The 22,261-nt window shown below is 58.6% G+C and carries 20 protein-coding genes; 11 read left to right on the top strand and 9 right to left on the bottom strand.

The genetic code is table 11. The features are described 5' to 3' along the window. The first annotated feature begins 11 nt into the window (after positions 1-11). From AVCG78_RS20275 to AVCG78_RS20235, 9 genes are all read left to right on the top strand, one after another. Positions 12-1,928, top strand: coding sequence for an ABC transporter substrate-binding protein (locus tag AVCG78_RS20275; protein WP_071204134.1), 1,917 nt, complete (start codon positions 12-14; stop codon positions 1,926-1,928). Between the two features lie 218 nt (positions 1,929-2,146). Next, positions 2,147-3,130: an ABC transporter permease gene (locus AVCG78_RS20270; protein ID WP_012654022.1), complete on the top strand. Its 984-nt coding sequence runs from the start codon at positions 2,147-2,149 to the stop codon at positions 3,128-3,130. After that, positions 3,127-4,290 carry an ABC transporter permease gene (locus AVCG78_RS20265; RefSeq protein ID WP_139191380.1) on the top strand — a complete coding sequence of 388 codons (1,164 nt, stop codon included), beginning with the start codon at positions 3,127-3,129 and terminating at the stop codon, positions 4,288-4,290. Before AVCG78_RS20270 ends, AVCG78_RS20265 begins: the two co-directional genes overlap by 4 nt. A gap of 9 nt (positions 4,291-4,299) precedes the next feature. Then, positions 4,300-6,006, top strand: coding sequence for an ABC transporter ATP-binding protein (locus AVCG78_RS20260; protein ID WP_071204132.1), 1,707 nt, complete (start codon positions 4,300-4,302; stop codon positions 6,004-6,006). Then, positions 6,003-6,863: an SMP-30/gluconolactonase/LRE family protein gene (locus AVCG78_RS20255; RefSeq protein ID WP_071204131.1), complete on the top strand. Its 861-nt coding sequence runs from the start codon at positions 6,003-6,005 to the stop codon at positions 6,861-6,863. The genes AVCG78_RS20260 and AVCG78_RS20255 overlap by 4 nt, the downstream gene beginning before the upstream one ends. Before the next feature lie 137 nt (positions 6,864-7,000). Further along, the gene (locus tag AVCG78_RS20250; protein ID WP_071204129.1) at positions 7,001-7,765 is read left to right on the top strand and encodes an NAD-dependent epimerase/dehydratase family protein; all 765 of its coding nucleotides are present in this window, start codon (positions 7,001-7,003) and stop codon (positions 7,763-7,765) included. 145 nt (positions 7,766-7,910) lie between these two features. Then, entirely contained in the window at positions 7,911-9,101 is a 1,191-nt protein-coding gene (locus tag AVCG78_RS20245) for a thioesterase domain-containing protein (RefSeq protein ID WP_234665036.1), read from the top strand. Positions 9,102-9,315: 214 nt separating this feature from the next. Then, positions 9,316-10,050 (top strand): SDR family oxidoreductase, encoded by a 735-nt coding sequence (locus AVCG78_RS20240; protein ID WP_012654016.1) that lies wholly within the window; start codon positions 9,316-9,318, stop codon positions 10,048-10,050. A gap of 44 nt (positions 10,051-10,094) precedes the next feature. Then, entirely contained in the window at positions 10,095-10,937 is an 843-nt protein-coding gene (locus AVCG78_RS20235) for a fumarylacetoacetate hydrolase family protein (protein WP_071204125.1), read from the top strand. Between the two features lie 171 nt (positions 10,938-11,108). Here AVCG78_RS20235 and AVCG78_RS20230 read toward each other — a convergent pair whose 3' ends face one another. From AVCG78_RS20230 to scpA, 5 genes are all read right to left on the bottom strand, one after another. Then, positions 11,109-11,990, bottom strand: coding sequence for an efflux RND transporter periplasmic adaptor subunit (locus AVCG78_RS20230; protein WP_071204120.1), 882 nt, complete (start codon positions 11,988-11,990; stop codon positions 11,109-11,111). Next, a complete protein-coding gene (locus AVCG78_RS20225) occupies positions 11,987-12,196 on the bottom strand; it encodes a DUF1656 domain-containing protein (protein WP_070147578.1) in 210 nt (69 codons plus the stop codon). Before AVCG78_RS20225 ends, AVCG78_RS20230 begins: the two co-directional genes overlap by 4 nt. A 5-nt stretch (positions 12,197-12,201) precedes the next feature. Further along, a complete protein-coding gene (locus AVCG78_RS20220; RefSeq protein WP_071204118.1) occupies positions 12,202-14,277 on the bottom strand; it encodes an FUSC family protein in 2,076 nt (691 codons plus the stop codon). 5 nt (positions 14,278-14,282) lie between these two features. Further along, on the bottom strand, positions 14,283-14,747 hold the full coding sequence (locus AVCG78_RS20215; protein ID WP_071204117.1) for a MarR family winged helix-turn-helix transcriptional regulator: 465 nt from the start codon (positions 14,745-14,747) through the stop codon (positions 14,283-14,285). 104 nt (positions 14,748-14,851) lie between these two features. Then, on the bottom strand, positions 14,852-16,990 hold the full coding sequence (gene scpA, locus AVCG78_RS20210) for a methylmalonyl-CoA mutase (RefSeq protein ID WP_071204115.1): 2,139 nt from the start codon (positions 16,988-16,990) through the stop codon (positions 14,852-14,854). A 118-nt stretch (positions 16,991-17,108) separates the two neighbouring features. Between scpA and AVCG78_RS20205 the strand changes: the two genes are divergently transcribed. After that, positions 17,109-17,378, top strand: coding sequence for a type II toxin-antitoxin system ParD family antitoxin (locus AVCG78_RS20205; protein ID WP_071204113.1), 270 nt, complete (start codon positions 17,109-17,111; stop codon positions 17,376-17,378). Beyond that, positions 17,368-17,730 (top strand): type II toxin-antitoxin system RelE/ParE family toxin, encoded by a 363-nt coding sequence (locus AVCG78_RS20200; protein ID WP_071204111.1) that lies wholly within the window; start codon positions 17,368-17,370, stop codon positions 17,728-17,730. Before AVCG78_RS20205 ends, AVCG78_RS20200 begins: the two co-directional genes overlap by 11 nt. 41 nt (positions 17,731-17,771) lie before the next feature. Here AVCG78_RS20200 and AVCG78_RS20195 read toward each other — a convergent pair whose 3' ends face one another. The 4 genes from AVCG78_RS20195 to AVCG78_RS20180 form a co-directional block, all read right to left on the bottom strand. Continuing rightward, a complete protein-coding gene (locus AVCG78_RS20195) occupies positions 17,772-19,772 on the bottom strand; it encodes an acetyl-CoA carboxylase biotin carboxylase subunit (RefSeq protein WP_071204109.1) in 2,001 nt (666 codons plus the stop codon). Positions 19,773-19,774: 2 nt separating this feature from the next. Beyond that, positions 19,775-20,149, bottom strand: coding sequence for a hypothetical protein (locus AVCG78_RS20190; RefSeq protein ID WP_041698941.1), 375 nt, complete (start codon positions 20,147-20,149; stop codon positions 19,775-19,777). Between the two features lie 39 nt (positions 20,150-20,188). After that, positions 20,189-20,566: a hypothetical protein gene (locus AVCG78_RS20185; RefSeq protein WP_071204107.1), complete on the bottom strand. Its 378-nt coding sequence runs from the start codon at positions 20,564-20,566 to the stop codon at positions 20,189-20,191. 79 nt (positions 20,567-20,645) lie between these two features. Continuing rightward, positions 20,646-22,178 (bottom strand): acyl-CoA carboxylase subunit beta, encoded by a 1,533-nt coding sequence (locus tag AVCG78_RS20180; RefSeq protein WP_071204105.1) that lies wholly within the window; start codon positions 22,176-22,178, stop codon positions 20,646-20,648. Between the last annotated feature and the right edge of the window lie 83 nt (positions 22,179-22,261).

Below are 22,261 nucleotides of genomic sequence, written 5' to 3'. Positions count from 1 at the left end.
GGAAAAACACGATGAAGACCAGAAAACTGCTTGCCACAGTAGCGCTTGCCGCACTGGTGGGCATGCCGGTCATGGCGATTGCCCAGGACTATCATCAGGCGCCGCAGCTTGATGCGCTGGTCAAGGAAGGCAAATTGCCACCGGTCGAAAAACGTCTGCCAGAAAATCCGCGTGTCGAGGACATGGTCGAACGTGTCGGCGTCTATGGCGGCTACCAGACCGGCGGATTGGTGGGCGGCAATGACCGCAACGCACTGGCCAAGCTGACGGGCTACGAGCCGCTGATGGCCTGGGACCGGGAATGGTCGGGCAAGATCATTCCCAATGTCGCCACCTCCTACAAAGCCAGCGATGATGCCACGACCTTCACCTTCGAATTGCGCAAGGGCATGAAATGGTCGAACGGCATGGATTTCACCGCCGAAGACATCGCCTTCATGGTCAATGACGTGCTTCCCGACGACAAGCTGTTTCCGGCCAAGCCCGCCTGGATGCTGGTGGGGGGCAAGCTGCCGGTGGCGACCGTCAACAGCCCAACCAGCGTCACCATCAAATTCTCCGGCCCGAACGGCCTGTTCCTCATGAATGTCGCGGGCGTGTTCGGCACGCAGCTCACCTTGATGTCGAAGCAATATTGCGGCCAGTTCATGCCGAAATTCAATCCGGATGCCGAAAAGCTGGCAAAGGATGCCGGTGATGCCAGCTGGATCGAGCATCTGACCAACAAATGCGGATTGGAAATCGAGCAGGTACAGCGCTGGCGCAATCCAGACATGCCCGTGCTCGGCCCCTGGAAGATCAAGGACCCCTATGTGTCCGGCGCCACCCAGGTGACGTTTGAGCGCAATCCCTATTACTGGAAGGTCGATCCGGCGGGCAACCAGCTGCCTTATCTCGATGGCGCCCGCTATAGCGTCAATTCAGATGTGCAGACCGTGCTACTGGCGGCGATTGCCGGCAAGATCAACTATCAGGAACGCCATATCGGTGTGAACCAGAACCGTCCAGTCTTGAACGAAGGCGCGGACAAGGGTGGGTACGAGTTGATCGACCGGATTACCGGCCAGGGTGCGGACACGTCCTTTTCCTTCAATATGACCCATAAGGACCCGGAGATGCGCAAGATCTTCGGCAACAAGGATTTCCGGGTGGCGATGAGTATCGCCATTGATCGCAAATCGGTCATCGATGCGATTTATCTGGGCCTGACGCAGCCGAAACAGGTGGCGCCAAACGAAAACACCCTCTACGCCAATGACCGGCTGGCGCATCAATATCTCGATTACGACCCTGACAAGGCCAACAAGCTGCTCGACAGCATCGGCCTCGACAAGAAGGATGCCGATGGCTTCCGGCTTCGCCCTGATGGCAAACGCCTGACCTTTACCGTCATCACGCCTGCGGCGCTGTCCAACTGGGGCGATGTTGCCGAACTGGTCATTCGCTACTGGCAGGCCGTTGGCGTCGATGCGCGCTTCCAATCGATGGACCGCACGCGGTTCTATGAGGTCAAGAACAATAACGACCATGACGTGGCACTGTGGACCGGCGAAGGGTATGGCGTCGATGCCCTGCTTGATCCGCGCCTCTATATGCCGGTCTCGATTGAATCCAACTATGCGGTCGCCTGGGGCAAGGCTTATCTGAAGATGCAAGGCGGAGAAGAGCCGCCGGAGCCGGTCAAGAAACAGTGGGATCTCTATAACCAGATCAAGGGTACCACCGATCAGGCCAAGCAGACGGCGCTGTTCCAGCAGATTCTCGATATTGCCGCCGACCAGTTCTACACGATTGCGATTTCGACACCGCCCGCTGGCTTCGCCGTCAAGGCCAAGAACCTGCACAACGTGATGAACAATGCGCCGACCTCCTGGGTCTATCCAAGCCCGGCACCCAGCAATACCGAGCAATGGTTCATCCAGAACTAGAGCCTTTTGTTTTCGTTTGTCTTTTCGGGAAAGCCGGTTTCCACTTTTCCTAAGGCAAACTCAAAGTGAGCTCCTCCCGACTTCGGGGCGTCGTCCGTGTGGCGCTTGCCCAACCTTGCGCTGCTCGGCCGGCGCCCCGAAGACAAAGCTTTTGGTCACACCGCCTCCCCCTGCCGATCTCAACGGACAGGAACGCAAGACCCCGGAAAGGATCGTCGATGTTACGGTTCATCACATTGCGCGTGCTGGGTATGATCCCAGCCATGTTTGCCATTTCGCTTCTGACCTTCGTGGTGATCCAGTTGCCGCCCGGCGATTTTGTCTCGACGCTGGCCGCCCAGGCGGCTGAAACCGGCGACACCATGTCTCCTGCCCAGTTGGAGACCCTGCGCCAGCGCTATGGCATTGGCGAGCCGGTCGTGCTGCAATATGTCCACTGGATTGGCGGCGTGATGCATGGCGATTTCGGCTATTCCTTCGAGTGGAACCAGCCTGTCAGCCAATTGGTGATGCAGCGGATGGGGATGACGGCGCTGGTCGCCTTCATCACCCTGATGTTCGTCTGGCTGACGGCCCTGCCGATCGGCATCTACTCCGCCGTGCGCAAATACTCTCCGGGCGACTACCTTTTCACCCTGCTGGGCTTTATCGGCATGGCAATCCCGAATTTCCTGCTGGCCATCCTGCTGATGTATGTGGCGACCATTCACTTCGGCCAGAGCGTCGGTGGGCTGTTCTCGCCGGAATTCGCCAATGCGCCCTGGTCATTGGCCCGAATCGGGGATTTTCTCAAGCATGTCTGGATCCCCGTGATCATCCTGGGGGCCAGCGGCACGGCGGCGCTGATCCGCGTCATGCGCGCCAATCTGCTTGACGAATTGCGCAAGCCTTATGTGGAAGCGGCCCTTGCCAAAGGGCTGCCAGAAAGACGGGCGATCCTGCGCTATCCGGTGCGCGTTGCCATTAATCCCTTCATTTCCACCGTCGGCTGGGTATTGCCGACCCTGATTTCCGGCGAGTTGATCGTCTCCACTGTGATGAACCTGCCCACCGCCGGACCTCTTCTCTTGCAGGCGCTGAAATCCCAGGACATGTACCTGGCCGGTGCCTTCCTGCTGATGACCGGTGGCCTGGTCCTGGTCGGTACGCTGCTGTCCGACATCCTGCTTGCCATCGTCGATCCAAGGATTCGTCTGACATGAGCGTAACATCTTCCCCCCTGCCCCAAGCCACGACAGGCGCTGGCACGCCAAAAGAACCCTTGCTGGACAATCAGACAACCGGCGACCGCATGGTGGTCTCCTCGCAATGGGCGTTGATGTGGTTCAAGTTCCGCCGCCACAAGCTGGCGATGATTGGCCTGATCGCTACGGCAGCGATCTATTTCCTGGCGATTTTCGCAGAATTCCTGTCGCCAACCCTGCCGACAACCTTCAAGCCGCAATATACATTCGCGCCGCCGCAACCGATCAGCCTGTTTCACGATGGCAAATTCCTGCCGCATGTGAAGGGCTATAAGAATGTGGTCGATCCGAAATCCTTCACCCGGGTTTTCCAGGTGGATGACAATGCGATCATCCCCATCGAGTTTTTTGCCCGTGGCGAAAGCTATGACATGTGGGGCCTGTTCACCACTAATCTGCACTTCATCGGCCCGCTCGATCATACCAAGCCTTTCTATATTCTGGGTGCCGACCGGCTTGGCCGCGATCTCCTGTCGCGCGTCATCTATGGCACACGGATTTCCATGTCGATTGGCCTGATCGGCGTGTTTCTCAGCCTGGTGATCGGCCTGATCCTGGGCGGCATATCCGGCTATTTCGGCGGGATGATCGATAGCGTCATCCAGCGCACCATCGAGTTTATCCGCTCCATCCCGACCATTCCGCTGTGGCTGGGGCTGGCCGCCGCCATGCCGAAGGACTGGTCGTCGCTCAAGGTCTATTTCGTTATCCTGGTCATTCTCTCGCTGATCGGCTGGACAGAAATGGCGCGGGTGGTGCGAGGCCGATTCCTGTCCTTGCGCACCGAGGATTTCGTCACCGCCGCACGGCTGGACGGGGCCAGTGAAATGCGGGTGATCGGACGTCATATGATGCCTTCCTTCACCAGCCACATCATCGCCGCCGTAACACTGGCAATCCCGACGATGATCCTTGCCGAGACATCGCTGAGCTTCCTAGGCCTTGGCCTGCAACCGCCCATCGTCAGCTGGGGCGTGCTGCTTCAGGATGCCCAAAACCTGCGGGCGTTGACCCAGGCTCCGTGGCTATTGGCACCCGGTGTGGCGGTGGTGGTCGCAGTCCTCAGCCTGAACTTCCTTGGCGACGGCCTGCGCGATGCAGCCGATCCCTATGCATGAGGTAACTCCATGACATCGAACGTAAAGCCCCTCTTGCAGGTCAAGAACCTCAGCGTCGAATTTCCCGTGCATCGCCAGGTTATCCAGGCCGTCCGCAATGTCTCCTTCGATGTCTATGAAGGCGAAACCCTTTGCGTGCTGGGCGAAAGCGGCTCGGGCAAAAGCGTTACCGCCCGCGCCATCTTGAAACTGCTGGCCGATCCGGGTCGCCTGACATCGGGTGAGATCCTTCTCGCTGGCGAAAACGGCAAAGCGGACCGCGACATCGCCAAGCTCAAGTCTTCCAGCCAGGACATGCAATCGATCCGAGGCGGCCAGATCGCCATGATCTTTCAGGAGCCGATGACCTCGCTATCGCCCGTACATCGGATCGGCGAGCAGATCATCGAAGCGATCCTGCTGCATGAGAAAATGGACAAGGCTGAGGCGCGCGTCCGCGCCATAGACCTGTTGCGCCAGGTGCGGATTCCCGACCCGGAAACGGCCATCGACCGCTATCCTTTCGAATATTCAGGCGGCATGCGCCAACGCGCCATGATCGCTATGGCGCTGTCCTGCAATCCACGCCTTTTGATTGCCGATGAGCCGACCACGGCGCTCGACGTCACCACCCAGGCCGAGATTCTCGACCTGATCGTCTCGCTTCAGCGCGACCGCGGCATGGCCGTGCTGTTCATCACCCATGACATCGGCGTCGTAGCGGAAATTGCCGACCGGGTGATGGTGATGTATCGCGGCGAAAAGGTCGAGGAAGGGCTGGCCGAACAGGTTCTGCGCCGCCCGGCTGCCGCCTATACAGCAGCACTTCTGGGTGCCGTGCTGAAGCTGGAAACGCCCCTTCCCAAGCGCACGCTGCCTGCCGCCGCCAAGCCGCTGATGGAGGTTTCCGACCTGCACTTGCAGTTCGGTTCGCGCCGTCGCTGGGGAGTGAAACAGACATTCGGCGTTAAGGCTATCGACGGGGTCAGCCTGACGCTGGCGCCCGGCGAAACCCTTGGCATTGTCGGGGAAAGCGGTTCGGGCAAGACCACGCTTGGCCGCACTATGCTGCAAATCTACAAGCCCACGGCTGGCCATGTGCATTATGCCGATGCCAACGGGCAAGACGTTGACATCGCCAAAGCATCGCGCAACACCATGCGTCATCTCTATACGGAAATGCGCATGGTGTTTCAGGACCCACATTCTTCGCTCAATCCACGCATGACGGTGTTTGAAACCATCGCCGAGCCGATGCGGATGATGGGACTGACCACAACCCAGATGCGGGAGCGGGTGGAATATCTGCTCGACCGCGTTGGCCTGCCGACCAATGCCATCAACCGTTATCCGCATGCCTTTTCGGGTGGCCAGCGTCAGCGTATTTCCATCGCCCGCGCCATCGCGCCCAATCCACGGCTGATTATTGCCGATGAGCCGACCTCGGCGCTGGACGTGTCGCTGCGCCATCAGGTTCTCGATCTACTGGCCGAATTGCGCGCCGAGCTTGGCATCAGCTTCATCTTCATCAGCCATGACATTACCGTTGTGCGCTATTTCTGCGACCGGGTTGCGGTGATGCAAAAGGGCAAGATTGTCGAAATGGGCGATGCCGACGACATCTGCCTGCGGCCGCAGCATCCCTATACCCAAAAGCTGATCGCCTCAGTGCCACAGCCCGATATGTCGAGACGGCGCAAACCGCTGATCATGCCGCAGGCGATGGGGGTGCAATGAGAGAATTTACCGCGCAACCGCTTGATATTCCAGCCGTCACCGTGGCAGAAAGCCCGCTATGGCATGGTGACGCGCTCTGGTATTGCGACATCGAGGCAGGCGGCCTGCTGCGCTTCGATCCGCAAGATGCCAGCTTGAAACGCTGGGTGCTGGATGGCGCGCTTGCCTCCATCGCACCATGCGGCGATGGCTTTATTGCTGGAACCTCATGCGGGTTCGAATATCTCTCGCTGGATGGCGACCAGCTGAACCGAAAACTGCTGCATTCTCCTTTCACTGCCGCGCCCGGCACCCGCATGAATGACGGCATCGCCGATCCGGCTGGGCGCTTCTGGTGCGGCAGTATAGAGCCGCATCGTGCCCATCTCGGGCGGCTTTTCTGCATCGACAAAGGGCAGGTTCGCGTGGTGCGCGACGGCTTTCGCACCTTGAATGGTCTTGCCTTTTCGCCCGATGGCAAGCGACTTTACGTGTCTGACAGCCATCCCACCCTTGCTAGCGTCTGGACAATTGAGCTTGACAGTGATGGCATGCCACTGGAGCCCCCACAGCTCTTCGCGGACCTGTCCGAGATCGGCGGGCGCCCAGATGGCGCAGCGGTGGACGAGGACGGTTTTTACTGGATCGCCGCCTCCGATAGCGGGCGCGTGCTGCGACTTGATCCCAAAGGCCGCCCCGATATGGTCATCCATGTGCCCACCACCAATCCGACCAATATCACCTTTGGCGGGCCGGATTTCAGAACGGCTTTCATCACCAGCCTGAAACCGGGGGGAGAAGGCAATGCGTTCGCGGGCCTGGTCTTTGCGGTCGATCTGCCGGTAGCTGGGCGCAAACCGGACGGCTATATCGCTTGAGCCCTGCCATTTGACCTAAAGCACTTTCCGCTTAATCGCTCTCATAGAATGTGCTTTAGGTTTTTGTTTATACGCATGTCTTTACCCCAAAACCGGAAACCACTTTTGGGAGACAGACTCTAGGCAAGGAGTGTTTGATGACCCGTCTCCTGATCACCGGTGCCGCCGGCAATATTGGCACCACGCTTGCACCGCGCCTCACAGCACTTGGCTATGACCTGGTGTTGAGCGACCTGCATGACGATACGGCCCGGGGCATCAAAGGTGCCGATCTCGGCGATTTCGATGCGATATGCGCCGTCATGCAAGGTGTGGACGGCATCATCCATCTCGGCGGCATGGCCAATGAGGCATCGTTCGAAACGGTGCTCAATGCCAATATTCGCGGCACCTATCACATATTCGAAGCGGCCCGACGCCTTGGCGTCCCGCGTATCGTGCTGGCCAGTTCCTACCATGTCGTCGGCTTACACCCGTTCGGGGCGCCAATCGATGAGACCGCGCCAATGCTGCCCGACAGTTTCTACGGCCTGTCCAAGGCCTATGGTGAGTTGCTGGCCCGCACCTATCACGACAAATGCGGCATTCAATCGGTATCCGTGCGCATCGGCTCCTGCTTCGATACGGTGCGCAGCCCCCGCATGCTCACCACATGGATCAGTGCCGATGACCTGACCCGTCTCGTCGACCGCGCCTTCAAGGTCGAGACGCTCGGCTGCCTGATGGTTTACGGCGTCTCCGACAATGATCGCGGCTGCATGGTGAGTAGCGACGCCGATAAGCTCGGCTGGAAAGCGCAGGACCGGTCACAGGACGCGCCGATGGACCAGGGCCGCGAAAGCGAGATCATCGGTCCCCTGCTGGGCGGACCATTTGCCGAAGCCCCCCTGCCACAAAACTAAACGCAGCGCCTCGTGGTCTGACTTTTTTGGTGAAATCCATTCTCATTAACGTCATAATGTCGTAGATAGACCACGACGAGGTCTTTTGGCTTCATCGTGATTGTCCTCGCTATCCTCTCCACCTAAGGCGATGGATATCGAGATCATGTCTGCGAGGATCGTAAATGAAGACGATTTGGGCCGGCAACGGGCTGTTCGTATGAATGTCACGGCATTGCTGGTCGATCTCTGTCGCCAGGAATTGAAACGTGCTGTGTCGCCCGACGACAATCTGCTGGAAGACGGTCTGACCATCAACCGGGCCTTGCGCATCATTGACCGTTTCTGGCGGGAGACCTCGATAGAACTGGATGTCAACAGTTTCTATCTCTGGCCAAGTCCGCAGGCGCTTGCCCGTGCCATCGAGAATGGGGCCTATTTGAACCTGCCAAAGATTATCGAAATCAGGAAGGGTTCCACGGACAAGACATTGATCGTTTTTGCCGGAGGCTTGAGCTGTTTTCTGGAAGTACAGGACTTCATTCAACGATTGCACTTTCCGGGCCGAATTCTTGGCATGTCCCTGACGCCCTTCGATAACACCAGTCGTGACCCGGCTGTTGTCGAGGATGAAATTCGCACTTGTCTCACAGCCCTGCGAGAGGCGAACATTCCCGGTCCCTATTGTTTGATGGGCTATTCCTTCGGCGGGGTTTTGGCGCTTGAACTGGCGAGAGCATTGAAAGACAGTGGCCAGGATGTCGCCTTTCTCGGCCTGATCGACACACCCCAAAGCGAGTATATCTGGCCGCTAGCCGTCTGGTCGCGGTTCATGCTGAAACGCTTGACGCGGCGGCTGAAGACCGTAAAGCCCCGGCTTGACCCGGCCGCCATACCGCCTGACCGGCACACCAGACGTGATGGAGGTCTTCCCATCAGCACCCGATGGACAAAAATTACTGCCCGAGCCGCTGGCATTGCCAGCTATTTCCGCCCGTTTCTGTTTCGCTTCCGCGATCCCCGTCACCCCGACTATCCGACGATGGCGCCGCAATGGATCGGCAATTACCCTCCCAGCTATGATCGACTGGCCCGTCAGCTTCTGAGAATGAAGGGGCTCTACCGGCCACGACTTTATACCGGTCGTTTGACATTCTATCGCGCCCTTGGTGGTTCACCGATTGATTGCGATCCGAAGACCATATGGGAGGCTTTCTTGCCGGGCGCAGAGTGGATCGACATGCGCGGCAATCACCAGAGTATCGTGATTGGCCGCAATGCCGAAACACTCGCCCGCGACCTGGATTGGCGGTTGGACGAATGCCTCAGATGTCCTTCAGATCAGTGCGCCAAGTAAGCTTGACCTTACACCGTCCAGCGACCTATAGTTCATCGCGCATTCCCCGTAATGCATTATTTATACATTACAATTTCCCCTTGAAATGGAAGAGGATCAGGCGGAAATTCTGCAATAATCCGGTGATATCGATAGGAAGACGAGTGGTTCGTACACCAAAAGCCCAACCCCTTCGTCCCCTTAAAGGCTGCCCGAACCCCAGGAGGAAAACCCAATGTCGTCGTCTCTTGATCATAAAAAGGTGCTGATAACAGCCGCTGGCCAGGGCATAGGCAGGGCCAGCGCGCTGGCCTTTGCCCGCGCCGGCGCCACGGTCGTCGCCACTGACATCAACGAGCAGGCGCTGGCCAGCCTGGAAGCGGAGGCTGGTATCACCACACGCCGGCTCAACGTTTTGAAGGACGAAGAGGTCAAGGCGGTGATTACTGAAACCGGTCCCTTCGACGTGCTGTTCAATTGTGCGGGGTTCGTTCATGCTGGCTCGGTCCTCGACATGAAGGACGACGAACTGGACTTTGCCTTCGACCTCAATGTGCATGCCATGGTGCGCACCATCCGTGCCGTGCTGCCTGCGATGATCGAAAAAGGCGATGGCGCGATCATCAACATGTCTTCGGTCGCCTCCAGCGTGAAAGGCGTTGCCAACCGCTGCGCCTATTCCATCACCAAGGCCGCCGTGATCGGCCTGACCAAATCCGTCTCCGCCGAATATGTCGCCAAGGGCATCCGCTGTAACGCCATTTGCCCCGGCACGGTGGAAAGCCCTTCGCTTCAGGACAGGCTGAAGGCGCAAGGCGATTATGAGGCTGCCCGCGCCGCCTTCATCGCCCGCCAGCCGATTGGGCGGATCGGCACGCCGGAAGAGATCGCCGATCTTGCCGTCTATCTGGCTGGCGCCACCTATACGACCGGGCAGGCTTATGCCATCGACGGCGGCTGGTCGATTTAGGGCATTTCCAAGAAAATACTTCGAAACTTGAAAGGAAACATCCGATGAAACTGATGCGCGTTGGCCCGATTGGCCAGGAAAAGCCAGCCCTTCTCGATAGCGATGGTAAGATCCGCGATCTCTCCGCCCATGTCACCGATATCGGCGGCGCCGCGATTTCGCCGGAGGGGCTGTCGCAACTGGCGGCGCTCAATCCCGCAACGCTGCCGGAACTTGCGCCCGACCGGATCGGCGCCTGCGTCTCCGGCACCGGCAAGTTCATCTGCATCGGCCTCAACTATTCCGACCATGCCGCAGAGACAGGAGCAACCGTTCCACCTGAACCGGTGATCTTCATGAAGGCGACTTCAGCGATTTGCGGTCCTAATGATGAAGTATTGATCCCTCGCGGTTCGGAAAAAACCGATTGGGAAGTCGAACTTGGCGTCGTCATCGGCAAGACGGCGAAATATGTGTCAGAAGCCGAAGCCATGGACTATGTCGCTGGCTATTGCGTTTCCCATGACGTGTCTGAGCGCGCCTTCCAGACCGAACGGGCCGGTCAATGGACCAAGGGCAAATCCTGTGACACGTTCGGCCCAATCGGCCCCTGGCTGGTCACCAAGGACGAGATTGCCGATCCGCAGAACCTGAAAATGTGGCTGACCGTCAACGGCGAGACCATGCAGGACGGCTCCTCCAAGACCATGGTCTACGGCGTCGCCTTTCTCGTGTCCTATCTCAGCCAGTTCATGAGCCTGCATCCCGGCGATGTGATTTCCACCGGCACGCCGCCCGGCGTCGGCCTGGGCATGAAACCACCACGCTTCCTGAAAGCTGGCGATGTGGTTGAGTTGGGCATTGAAGGTCTCGGCACCCAGAAACAGGCATTCATCGCCGATATCTAAGGTTTTGTGGTCCTTGCAACCTCGTGGTTAGGTGCGAATCACCACAGGCTCGCCGTCAGCAGTATATCGGCCTCGGCAATAAAAATGCCGAGGCTCAAGATATCAGAGGTCGCGGTGGCTTACTGGATAATGACGTAAACCGGAATCGGTTGAAGGAATTATGCAGTATCGCTACTTCTGACCAGCCTCCACTTCCGGTTGGATGTCCACTGTGGCCGTCAGGCCCGAGATCAGCCTTGTACCCTCTGGGACATTTTCGAGATGAATGCGCACAGGCACGCGCTGCGCCAGCCGGACCCAGTTGAATGTCGGCGTGATATTGACCAGCAGGCCTGAGCTTGAATCGCGCTCGCGGTCCTGAATGCCGGTCGCCATGCTTTCGACCCGGCCAGTCAGCACGGTTTTTTGTCCCATGATCCGCACGGAGGCCCGGTCGCCTTCACGAATGCGCTGCAATTTGCTTTCCTCGAAATAGGCCTCGACCCGCAAGGTATCGGTGTTGACGACAGCCACCGTTGCCGTGCCTCTATTGACGAAATCACCGACCTGGAGAGAGAAATTGCTGACCGTGCCGTTAACGGTGGATTTGACTTCGGTGCGATCCAGATCCAGCTTGGCAACATCGCGGCTGGCAAGGGCCTTGTTATAGGAAGCCTGGGCCTGCTCTTCGGCAGACACCGCCTTGTCGCGCGCCTGTGCCGAAGCGGAATCGCCAAGCCGCTCTTCGCGCTGGCGTTCGCGGACGGCCTCATCCAGCGAGGATTTCGCCTGATCGAGATCGGCCTGCGCCTGCTCCAGAGCCAGTTCGAACCGTTTTGCATCGACCTTGAACAGAACATCGCCCTTACGCACGGTCGCGTTGTCCTTCGCCAACACCTCGCTGACGGGGCCGGTGACATCAGGGGCAATCTCGGCGACATCGGCGCGCACGCGCCCGTCGCGCGTCCACGGCTCTTCCATATAATAGACCCAGAGGTGATAGCCGGCAAAAAGCGCGGCAACAACGACAACCAGGGTAACAGCGACCCTACCGAGAGATTTCAACATCGTCATGAGACAAACCAGCGTGTTAGAAAGGAAAGACCTGCCGTCAGCAGGACAAAGAGCGCAACATCGAAAAGCCCACGATGCCAGATGAGCCCATAGGCACCCATCCAGGCCAGCAGCTTGCGGATCACCATGCTGATCAGCAACGCGATCAGCATCACCACGAAAAGGCGCGGGATATAGACGCCATAAATATCGAATTCGGTCGGCATTGACGTTACTCTGCTGCGAAAGAAAGTTGGTGGGCGCCGGACTGCGAACCACCAGCCTGGGAAGAGAGGCTTGGCGGTGGCGATTGACCAAACAGCACACGCCTGAGACCGACCAGCGCGTCGGTGACCCGACGCCCGACATCGCCCTCGTTGCGCATGACCGTCTCGAGCGCCCGGTCGATGGTGTCCTGCAATTGCGGCTGCGCCGACCCTGACCCACCCCGCTTCAGCCGACGCCGGTAATGATCTGCAATGCCAGCCAAAACCTGCGAGATAAGCTTGCCGCTTTCCTGCCCAAGCGACGACCGCTGTTGTTGCAGCGTCACCACATTGAAGCCGAGCCGGACATCGGCAAAGCCATCGACATCGCCGAGATCGCGCACATTCAATGCTGCCAACCGGGGGACAAGCTGTCCAAGCCGGTCGAGACTGCGGCTGGAAAGGCGGTCGACATCTCCCGACCGTGATCCGGAAGCCGTATCGGCAAGATCGCGCCATCCCGACTTCATCAGCCGCCGAGCCGCCAGTTCAGCCCCGAAAGGCTGGGCGACGGTGACCCAGAGTTGGGCAAAACCGATGCCAAGCAGGGTGGCCAGCCCGCCATTGGCAAAGCTGGTCAGATCGGCGGAATACTGGTCCTGAATGGCGATCAGCGTGGCACTGTTGACCGCCAGCAGCATGAAAAACATCCCCATTTGCGGATTGCTCATCTTCAAGCCTATGAACAGGAACATTGGTGCCAGCGTCAGCACCAGCATTTCGAAGGACGTGACGGCCGGGAGGATGGCAAAGAGATAGACAAAGGCCACCACAATCGACAGGGCCGTCCAGATCAGCATTTTGCGGATCATCGGCGCAGGTCGGTCTTGGGCGGCAAAAAACGAACAGGATACCGCGACCATGGAAACGAAACTCGCGCCTTGGCTCCAACCGCTGGCAATCCAGAATGCGCAAGCCAACAGAATGCCCACCACCACGACGGCCACTTTCATGGCCAGCAATGCATGGTCGAAATGCCGTGAACCCGTCAAAATACGTCTGGTGTGCAGGAGCGGCAAAGTCTCCGCCGCATGGCCACCGCTAGCGATGTGATCGCGCAGTGTGAGGCAGTCCTGCCAGAGTTCGACGACATCCTTCAGCCGCGTCAGCAGGCTCGACATGACGAGGCCGTCCCAGCCATGCAGCTTATCCTGCGTCTGCAAGGCGTCGATCCGCCCCAGCAGGCTGGCGCCAGCCTTTTCCGTCTCGACGCCGCCACCCAGCTTGAACCAATCGGCGATATCATTGAGCATTGCGATGAGGGTGTCATCCAGGCCGGATTGCTGTTTGACGGCATGCAGGCGGTCTGCCAGCGATGAAAATACTGGCAGCAGCATCAAAAGCCGGCCGCGAAGCTCCCGCGCCTGACCAACGACATCCTTGGTTCCCGGATCGTAACTCAACTGACTGATCATCAGGTCAAGACTGGACACATCAGAGGCCAATTGCTGACGTTTCAGCGGGGTGGACGGTATGGCACCTTCGCCGCGCAAGATATCTTCGGCCCAGGCACCGGCGTCGGCCAGCCAGACATTGATCCTGTCCCCAAACAAGCGACCGATGCTGGAGGGAAACACCACCTGATTGACAAGCGTGGCGCATAAAATGCCCAGGGTAATCTCCTCGGACCGCGCCAGCGCGACATCGAAAACGCCGCCGGGATCGCTAACGCTGGGTAAGGCAATCAGCGGCAACGTGTAACCGGCCAGCATGAAAACATAGGCACGCGCTGAACGGTCCAGCATCGACAAAAACAGCAGAGTTCCGGTCCAGAGCGCCACGACCAGAGATAAAAGCTCCGGCGCGTTGACAAAGACCGGCACGAACAAAACCGCAGCGCTTGCGCCCAGAAGCGTTCCAAGCACGCGGTACAGTGCCTTGGATTTGGTGGCACCCGCAAAAGGATTGGAAACAATATAGACAGCCGACACAGCCCAATAGGGGCGCGACAGATCAAACATCAGGGCAAGATAAAGGGCCAGCATGGCAGCCGCGAAAGCCTTGCCGGAAAACACCCAGTCTCTCCAGGTTGGTGCGACCATCGACCCTAGTCCTTCTTGTCCCGGCTCGCCCGCAGATCGACGCAGCGCTGCTGAAACTCCATCAAAACGCGCAGAGTGGTTTCTATATCCGCTTGGGAAACGCCTTCGAAGGCCCCTGCCCGTTCGTCGTCCAGCACAGCCTCAATCCGCGCTGCCATGCGCGCGCCTTCCGGCGTCAGCCAAAGACCCTTGGCCCGTCTGTCGGTGGGATCGTCCTTGCGCATGACCATTCCCGAGGCTTCTAGCTGATCGAGCAGCCGCACCAGCGAAGGCCCTTCGATGCCGACATGTTCGGCAAGGGTGATCTGGCGAATACCACCCCCTAACCGTCCGATCCACACCAGGGGCGAAGCGCAAGCCTCGGAAATTCCATGCTCGGCCAGGACAACATCAATCGTCCGGCGCCAGAGGCGCGCGGCCGAAAACAGCTGACTGGTCAAACGTCTGCGCGTGTCGAGATCATTGTTCATGACCTCTAAATAGCACGAATATAATTAGTATTCAAACTATTTTGATAAAAATAATACCCACAACCCTGTGCTTTCCGAAAAGAGCCCGCACCTCAAGCGTGGTCTTACTGGTTTCGCAACCGACCCTGCATGAGATTGATGACGGCTCTTGCAGCCTCCAGCACGTTTGTTCCGGGACCGAAGACGGCTGCGACGCCGTGGTCGAGGAGGAACTGATAATCCTGTCTTGGGATCACACCGCCAACCACGACGATGATGTTTTCCGCGCCTTTGGCCTTGAGTGCAGCAACCAGTTGCGGCGCAAGCGTTTTATGGCCAGCCGCCAGCGACGACATGCCGACGACCTGCACCTTGTGGCTGACGGCAAGATCGGCGGCTTCTTCCGGCGTTTGGAACAACGGACCGGCGATGACATCAAAGCCGATATCGCCAAACGCCGAGGAAATGACTTTGGCACCCCGGTCATGGCCATCCTGGCCAAGCTTGGCCACCATGATCTTCGGCTTTCCCCCCAGCACTGTGGCAAAGTCAGATAGCTGGCCGACAAGCGTCTGATATTCTGGATCGTCATGATAGCTGTCGCCGTAGACCTTGGACACCACTTTGGGCACGGCGGTGTGATCGCCAAACACCGACCGCATGGCATCCGATATTTCGCCCACGGTGGCGCGGGCGCGGGCGGCATCAACCGCGGCGGCCAAAAGATTGCCCTCTCCGGTTTTGGCAATGCGGGTCAACTCCTGAAGGCTCGCCTCCACCGCTTTTGCATCCCGGCGGCGCTTGGTGTCTTCAAGGCGCTTGATCTGGCCAAGGCGAACGGTGGCATTGTCGATATCGAGAATGTCGATATCGTCCTCGGTTTCCAGCCGGTATTTGTTGACGCCAACGATCACCTCCTCGCGGCGATCTACAGCCGCCTGGCTGCGGGTGGCGGCCTCCTCGATCAGGCGTTTGGGCAGGCCGTCAGCCACCGCCCTGGTCATGCCACCCAGGCTTTCCACCTCTTCAATCAGCGCCCAGGCCGCATCCGCCAGTTCCTTGGTCAGGCTTTCGACATAGTAAGAGCCAGCCAGCGGATCGACCACCTTGGTCACGCCGGTTTCATGCTGCAAGATCAGCTGGGTATTGCGGGCAATGCGCGCGGAGAACTCGGTGGGAAGCGCAATGGCTTCATCAAAGGAATTGGTATGCAGCGATTGCGTGCCACCCAGCACCGCCGACATCGCCTCAAAGGCCGTGCGGACAATGTTGTTATACGGGTCCTGCTCGGCCAGCGACACGCCTGACGTCTGGCAATGGGTACGCAGCATCAGCGAGGCGGACTTTTTGGGGTTAAACTCCTGCATGATCCGGGTCCACAGCAGCCGGGCGGCCCGCAGTTTTGCAGCTTCCATAAAGAAATTCATGCCAATGGCGAAGAAGAACGACAGCCGGCCTGCAAAGGCATCGACATCCAGGCCCTTGGCCAGCGCTGCCCGCACATATTCACGGCCATCGGCAAGGGTGAAGGCCAGTTCCTGCACCAGCGTCGCGCCCGCCTCCTGCATATGATAGCCGGAGATCGAGATGGAGTTGAACTTCGGCATCTCCCTCGCGGTATAGTCGATAATATCTGCGACAATCCGCATCGAAGGCTCGGGCGGATAGATATAGGTGTTGCGGACCATGAACTCCTTCAGAATATCGTTCTGAATGGTGCCCGACAATTTGTCCCGCGAAACACCCTGTTCTTCGCCCGCCACAATGAAGCTCGCCAGGATCGGAATGACCGCGCCATTCATCGTCATGGAGACAGACATCTCACCCAGCGGAATGCCGTCGAACAGGATCTTCATATCCTCGACACTGTCGATCGCCACACCCGCCTTGCCGACATCGCCCTCAACACGGGGATGGTCACTGTCATAACCGCGATGGGTGGCAAGATCGAAGGCGACGGATAGTCCCTTCTGTCCAGCCGCCAGATTGCGCTTGTAAAAGGCATTGGAGGCTTCCGCCGTGGAAAACCCGGCATATTGGCGGATCGTCCAGGGCCGCCCGGCATACATCGTCGCGCGTGGCCCCCGCGTGAAGGGCGCAAAGCCAGGCAGGCTATCGAGGTGATCGACGCCAGCAAGATCATCTGCCGTATAAAGCGGTTTGACGGCAATGCCTTCCGGCGTCTGCCAGATCAGGCTGTCCGGACTGGCTTTCAGCTCTTTTTCGGCCAAAGCGCGCCAATCTGCAACCGTCTTCTTCGACATCGATTAATCCCTCCACCCTTGCAGACGAAAGACGACATGAAAGCGCCTCTCCGTTCAGCTTGATTTTAATGCGACTGAGTAGTATTTTTAATAGCTAATCCTTGAGGAGCCTGTCCCCATGTCCGTGAAAGCCTCCGTTTCCATCTCCGATCAGCAAGACAGGTTTGCCCGCAAGCTTGTGGAAGACGGGCGGTATTCAAGCCTGAGCGCCGTCGTGCAGCGCGGTCTTGAGCTGCTGCGGGAGGAAACAGAGATGAAGGAGGCGGAAGTTCAGGCGTTGCGCGCGCTGATCGACGAGCGCAGCAAAGGTCCGTTCCTGAACGCCGAGGAAAGCAGCCGGACAATCCAGCAGATGATCGCTGCCAAAAAGTCTTTCTATGGCCTTTGATTTGGTGCGGTCTGCCGCCAGCAATCGAGATCTTGACCTTATCTTTGATCACCTTGTCGAAGCCTATTTGTCTTTCGGAGACGCGATACAGGAAGCCTTCGATCGCGCCTCGGCGCGTCTTCAAGCGATCGACGATGATTTGAAGGCGCTGGTCCATGCGCCCTTTCAGGGAACGTTGTTGCCACACATTTCGCCTGACTTGCGCCATGTGACGAAAAACCGTGCCGTCATCTATTTCAAAGTCGATGAGGTTAAAAACCAGGTCCAGATCCTGGCCATTTTTTTCGGTGGGCAGGACCATCAGAGACATATGCTGGCGCGACTGGGTGAGCGGCAGGGCGATGATGCCTGATCCTTGGCTACCCGATCTTTGGCCAAAAGCACATTTGCCCATCACTCGAATTCCATGATCAGTTCGTCCACGGCCAGGCTTTGGCCAGCCTTGGCAACAAGCCTCTTCACCACACCGCGTCGCTCGGCCTTGAGGATATTTTCCATCTTCATCGCTTCCACGGTCGCCAGTGCCTGACCGGCCTCCACGGCGTCGCCTTCGGCAACCGCAATGCCTGTCACCACACCCGGCATCGGGCAGAGCAGCATTTTTGACGTGTCGGGCGGTAATTTCCGGGGCATAAGCCGGGCAAGCTCGGCGACACGCGGATTGCGAACATGCGCCACGACATCCATGCCCCGCCAGCGCAGGCGGATAGCAGGCCCCTTGATGTCAATTTTAACCGCGATGCTTTGGCTATCGACGGTAAAAATTGCCAGCGTCTGGCCCGGCTGCCACACGCCATCAACCGAGAGCACATTGCCATCGGCAAACATCATGCTGCCGGGATCAGTGGAAAGCGTCAGCGGATAACTCCGCTCTGCCAGCTCCACCACCCAATCACGGCCAATGGTGCGGGCGTGATTGCCCATGGTGCCGGAGACCTGCGCGGCACGGGCCTCGCGCCGCTGGTGGACGAGGGCTGCAATGGCGGCAAGCGTCTTACCCGCCATCTCATCCGGCTCGACCCCGGAAAAGCCCTCTGGAAACTCCTCTGCGATAAAGGCGGTGGTGATCTTGCCGGAGCGAAAGCGCGGATGCTGCATGACCGCCGACAGAAACGGCAGGTTATGGCCAATACCCTCGACTTCAAACCGGTCCAGCGCCGCACTCATCGCATCGATGGCGGTGATCCGGTCAGGCCCCCACGTACACAGCTTGGCAACCATCGGATCGTAATACATCGAGATTTCCCCGCCTTCGAAGACCCCGGTATCGTTGCGGACCACCGTGCCATCGGCTTGCTGGCCTTCGTTGGGCGGGCGGTAGCGTGACAGCCTGCCGATCGACGGCAGGAAATTGCGATAGGGGTCTTCGGCATAGAGCCGGCTTTCGACCGCCCAGCCCGTTAGCGTCACATCCGCTTGCGCAAAAGCCAACGCTTCGCCCGAGGCCACCCGGATCATCTGCTCGACCAGATCAAGCCCGGTGATCAGTTCTGTTACCGGATGCTCCACCTGCAAGCGGGTGTTCATTTCCAGGAAGTAGAAATTGCGATTGCCATCGACGATAAATTCCACCGTGCCAGCGGAATAATATCCAACCGCCTTGGCCAGCGCCACGGCCTGCTCGCCCATCGCCTTGCGGGTGTCCGCATCCAGAAACGGCGATGGCGCTTCCTCGATCACCTTCTGGTTTCGCCGCTGGATCGAGCATTCGCGCTCGCCGAGATAGAGCACAGTGCCATGCTTATCGCCCAGCACCTGGATTTCGATATGGCGCGGTTGGTCAACGAATTTCTCGATAAAGATCCGGTCGTCGCCAAACGAGTTCATCGCCTCGTTCTTCGAGGATTGGAAACCCTCGCGCGCCTCGGCATCGTTCCAGGCGATGCGCATGCCCTTGCCACCGCCACCGGCGGACGCCTTGATCATCACGGGATAGCCGATCTGAGCAGCGATTTTCACCGCTTCATCGGCGTCGGCAATCAGCCCCATATGGCCAGGCACGGTGGACACCCCCGCCTCTGCCGCCAGCTTCTTGGAGGTGATCTTGTCGCCCATCGCCTTGATGGCGCCAACCGGCGGGCCAATGAAGGCGACGCCTGCCTTGTCCAGCGCCTCGGCAAAGGCGGCATTTTCCGACAGAAACCCATAGCCGGGATGCACGGCATCCGCGCCGGTCTGCCTGATCGCCTCGAGAATTTTGTCGATAACGATATAGGATTGGTTGGAGGGCGACGGGCCGATATGCACCGCCTCATCCGCCAGCTTGACATGCAGCGCATTGGCATCCGCATCGGAATACACAGCGACCGTGGCAATGCCCATCCGCTTTGCGGTCTTGATCACACGGCAGGCGATTTCGCCACGGTTGGCGATCAGGATTTTGGAAATTGCCATCTTCACACCCCTGCCGTGTCATCAAAGGCCTGCGGAAAGTTCTTCCGGGCTAGCTTTTCGTTGAGTTTCAGCTTGGCCGTATAGGAGGTCGGATCAAAACCCCGCTCCGCAGCCAGAAGCTCCCGGCCAAATAGACGACACAGCCGCTCGCCATCCAGATTGCCGCGCTCAAAAGGCTCTGCGCCAAAATACTCCCAAAGCGCCCGCACAAAACCGATATCCGCCAAAGCCACGGTCTGGTCCATAGTGCGGTGGCGCGGCATGGAGGTGAGCTTTGTCACGTTGGAATTGGCGCGGCGCAGCGTGAACTGCCATTGCGTGCCGAGAAGGCCCGCCGGAAAGCCGCGATGCTTCGGCATCTCAGAGGTTTTGACCATCATGCAGCATCCCGTTGAAACAGGAGAGAAACCATCGCCTCACACCTCAAATACATCGTCGAAGGATTCCGGAAAGCTGTGCCTCGCCACCCGCTCATCAATCCGCAGCATCGATTCATAAGACAGCGGATCGAAATCCTTTTCCACCGCCACCACTTCGCGCCCGAACAGCAGATTGAGCCGGGCCGCATCGAGATTGCCGCGCTCAAAGGGTTCTGCGCCGAAGTGATGCCAGAGCGCGTGCAGGAAAGCCGCATCGACGCGATGTTCCTTTGTGCCGGGATAGGCCTTGCGCGGCATGGCCTTGATCGGGGTGACGCCCCGGGGATTGGCCCGGCGAATGGTGAACTGTATACCTGTTCCGGGCATGCCGGAGGGAAATCCACGGTGCTTGGTCATATCAGGGGCCTTGGACATCCATGCCGCCCTTTCTTGTCTGCCGGAACAGGTCCGATCTTGTTGTTGAAGTGAACCCGCTATCAAAGTGGGCCCGTTTTTAAAGCGGAATGGTATCGTGTTTTTTCCAATGGGTCGCAACCTGCTTGCCACGCAGCGAGGCAAAGGCCCGGGCGATGCGTTTGCGTGACGAATGCGGCATGATCACCTCATCGATAAAGCCGCGCTCTGCCGCAACAAACGGATTGGCAAACCGCTCCTCATATTCCCTGGTGCGCATCGCAATCTTTTCGGGATCGGCAAGTTCGGAACGATAGAGGATTTCGGTCGCGCCCTTGGCTCCCATGACAGCGATTTCCGCTGTCGGCCAGGCATAATTCACGTCAGCGCCAATATGCTTGGAGGCCATCACGTCATAGGCTCCGCCATAGGCCTTGCGCGTAATCAGCGTCACCATCGGCACGGTGGCCTCAGAATAGGCAAACAGCAGCTTGGCACCGTGTTTGATGACGCCGCCATATTCCTGCGCTACGCCGGGCAGAAAGCCTGGCACGTCCACCAGCGTCAGGATCGGAATGGAAAAGGCATCGCAAAAGCGCACGAAACGAGCCGCCTTGCGCGATGAGTCGATATCCAGGCAGCCGGCCAGCACCATCGGCTGGTTGGCAACCACACCGACCGTCTGGCCTTCCAGCCGGATAAAGCCGGTGATGATATTTCTGGCAAAGGCCTCCTGAAGCTCGAAGAAATCGCCCTCATCTGCCAGCGCGTGGATCAGTTCCTTCATGTCGTAAGGCTTGGTGGAACTGTCGGGGATCAGGGTGTCCAGCCGCATTTCAAGCCGGGCCGGATCATCGTAGAACGGCCTCTTCGGCGGCTTTTCGCGGTTGTTCAGCGGAAGGAAGTCAAACAGCAGGCGCACCTGTTCCAGCGCCTCGACATCGTTTTCAAAAGCGCCGTCCGCTACCGAGGATTTCTTCGTATGGGTACCAGCTCCGCCCAGCTCTTCCGCCGTGACGATTTCGTTGGTCACCGTTTTCACCACGTCAGGGCCGGTGACGAACATGTAGGAGGTGTCGCGCACCATGAAAATGAAATCGGTCATGGCTGGTGAATAGACCGCGCCACCCGCGCATGGCCCCATAATCACAGAGATCTGCGGAATGACGCCCGACACCTCGGCATTGCGGCGAAACACTTCGGCATAGCCAGCAAGCGAGGCCACACCTTCCTGAATGCGTGCGCCGCCGGAATCGTTAATGCCGATGACCGGCGCCCCGACCCGGACGGCCATATCCATGATCTTGCAGATTTTCTGGGCATGGGTTTCCGACAGCGAGCCGCCGAGCACGGTAAAATCCTGGGAAAACACATAGACTTGCCGACCATTGATCGTGCCCCAGCCGGTGACGACACCATCGCCCGCCACCTTCTGGCCATCCATGCCGAAATCCGCGCAGCGATGGGTGACATACATATCGTATTCTTCAAACGAGCCTTCATCGAGCAAGATCTCGATCCGCTCGCGTGCTGTCAGTTTGCCTTTGGCGTGCTGCGCGTCAATCCGCTTTTCACCACCGCCAAGACGGGCCTCGGCGCGGCGGCTTTCCAGCTGATCCAATATTGTCGGCATGTGATCCTCATCCTCTTTCGCACGGACCTTAAAGCATAAAAGCTTAAACCGGAATCGGCTTAAGGTATCATGCAGAAAAGACG

This window comes from Gillisella vitis (assembly GCF_021559775.1).
Lineage (GTDB): Bacteria > Pseudomonadota > Alphaproteobacteria > Rhizobiales > Rhizobiaceae > Allorhizobium > Allorhizobium ampelinum.
Note: the sequence above shows the minus strand (reverse complement) of the source record. Positions and strands in the feature narration are given on the sequence as shown.